Below are 2,290 nucleotides of genomic sequence, written 5' to 3' on the forward strand. Positions count from 1 at the left end.
CGGTGCGGTGACGGGCGCGATGGCGACGCGCGCCGGCGTCCTGTCGCCGTCCAGCGTGGGGATAGCGACGGCGGCGGCGAGCGCGCACAGGCCGCCGGCCAGCGCGTACGCGGGGCGGAAGGTCAGGCGCAGCGGGCGCGGGTTCCACAGCCAGTCCGTGACGGTGCGCCAGCCGCGGCTGGGCACGTGCTCCGGGAGTGCGTCCATCACGCGCGCGGCCAGGTCGGGCGCGGGCGTGGAGCGCACGTGCGCGGCGGCGCGGTCCAGCAGCGCGCGCAGTTCGTCGGCACGCGCGCGATCGCCGGGCGTCAGGTCGGCGCCGGAGCGGCTGCCGTCGAGGTAGTCGTGTATGTTGTTCATGGTGCTCACCATCCAATGCTGCTCCGCGGGTGCGGTGCAGTACGTAGACGATCCGCCACACCCCACGTCACAAACCGCGCCGGGTCGATTCGGTCCCGCGCGGTCCCGGCCCCACTCCCAGCCGAGCCAGCCCGGTGCGCTGCCTGACGAGCGTCGGGGTGGTTCGATCGGTCCCGGCGCAGTCCCCGGGTGCCCCCCATCCCCAGCCCTTCCCCCGCAAACTGCGCGGGGGAAGGGAGCCAGCCCGGTGCGCTGCGGATCGCCCGGCGCCGCCACGGCCTGTCATCCTGAGGCCCAGGCGCGCTTGACCATCCCGCACTCCATTCCTCGCGGGCCGAAGGATCTCGCCGAGGGAACGTAACAGCCCGGGCGCGGCAGCGGTCACGGAGGCGTGGGCCTCGGCCTCGCTCGGGTGTGTGGCGCTTCGATCGATCCGGCGCAGTCCCCGGCTGCCCTCACCCCCCGGCCCCTCTCCCGCAAGCGGGAGAGGGGAGAATTCGATTGCGCTTCGGCTGGCCACCCGCAGTCGAATTCTCCCTTTCCCCTGCGAAGCGGGGGAGAGGGCCGGGGAGAGAGGGCTGCCGCGGCATGCACGGGCAGTCCGTGCAACCCCGCCGAAGTTTCCCCCCTCCCCGCACGCAGTTTGTGCGGGGAGGGGCCGGGGGAGGGGCATCCCTGATCGACTGTACCGCTCCATGCGCCGGATGTTCATCCCCACCGGGCGCGCTGCTTGCAAACGGCGGCGCGCACGAGTGCGTTTCCCGAACAAGTGGACCATGCCTGCGACGACGACGTTGGACCTGCACGTGGATGAGCTTGCGGCCCGGCTGGGGGCGGACCGCCTGGAGCGCGACGTTCCGCTGGCGCCGCACACCACCTTCAAGATCGGCGGCCCGGCGGACCTGATGTTCCGGGCGCTGACCCCCGACGAGCTGGCGCAGGCGGTGCTGGCCGCGCGGGAGCTGGAGATCCCCTTCTTCCTGCTGGGGCTGGGCGCCAACATCCTGGTGGGCGACGGCGGGTTTCGCGGGCTGGTGATCAAGAACGACGTGCAGACCATCGACTGGCTCGACGACACGCGGGTCAAGGCGGGGTCGGGGGTCAAGATCTACCACGACCTGATCCAGATGACGGTGGCGCGCGGGCTGGGGGGGCTGCAGCACTACGTGGGCATTCCCAGCACGGTGGGCGGAGCGGTGTGGCAGAACCTGCACTTCCTGTCGCCGCCGCCGGAGCGCGAGCGCACGATGTTCATCGAGGAGGTGGTGGAGGGCGCCACCATCCTGTCGGAAGAGGGCGAGGTGCGCGAGGTGGACCTGGACTACTTCCAGTTCGGGTACGACTACAGCATCCTGCACGACCGCAAGGACGTGGTGCTCGACGTCACCTTTCGCCTGGAGCCCACGGACCGGCAGGTGATGCGCGACACCATCCGCGAAAACCTGATGTGGCGCGACGACCGGCATCCCGACCTGTGGCTGTATCCCAGCGCGGGGAGCATCTTCCAGAAGCTGGAGGGAGTGGGCGCCGGGCGGCTGATCGACCAGTGCGGCCTGAAGGGGCACGTGCTGGGCAACGCGCAGATCTTTCCCAAGCACGCCAACATCATCGTGAACCTGGGCGGCGCCACGAGCGCCGACGTCCGCGCACTCATCGACCTCGCGCAGACGACCGTGAAGCGTGAGCTTGGCTACGAGCTGAAGACGGAGATCGGGATGGTGGGCGAGTTCTGATCGCGATCAATCCCCGGCTCTGATAACAGCAATCACGCAGAGGTCGCAGAGGGAAAAGAGAGGACGCCACCTTAGTCATTGTTACGGGATTCTTGACGGGTTGGCGGAACCCGATTAGGTTGTGCCGAAACATTCCCCAACACGACACAAAAGGTCGTAACACCGCTCCATCCGCAGGACAGCCGTTGTTCCTTCCG

The 2,290-nt window shown here is 69.3% G+C and carries 2 protein-coding genes; one reads left to right on the forward strand and one right to left on the reverse strand.

Features of this window, described 5'->3' with window-relative positions:
- The coding region (locus VIB55_RS11310) for a hypothetical protein (protein ID WP_331876768.1) at positions 1-360 on the reverse strand (360 nt) is incomplete at its 3' end.
- Positions 361-1,136: 776 nt separating this feature from the next.
- Between VIB55_RS11310 and murB the strand changes: the two genes are divergently transcribed.
- Positions 1,137-2,093, forward strand: a complete 957-nt coding sequence (murB, locus tag VIB55_RS11315; RefSeq protein ID WP_331876769.1) for a UDP-N-acetylmuramate dehydrogenase — start codon at positions 1,137-1,139, stop codon at positions 2,091-2,093.
- The last annotated feature ends 197 nt before the right edge of the window (positions 2,094-2,290 follow it).

It is taken from the genome of Longimicrobium sp., assembly GCF_036554565.1.
GTDB lineage: Bacteria > Gemmatimonadota > Gemmatimonadetes > Longimicrobiales > Longimicrobiaceae > Longimicrobium.

Excerpts from the sequence above, each read along its gene's own strand:
- murB (WP_331876769.1), top strand. The coding sequence starts at position 1,137 with ATGCCTGCGACGACGACGTTGGACCTGCACGTGGATGAGCTTGCGGCC.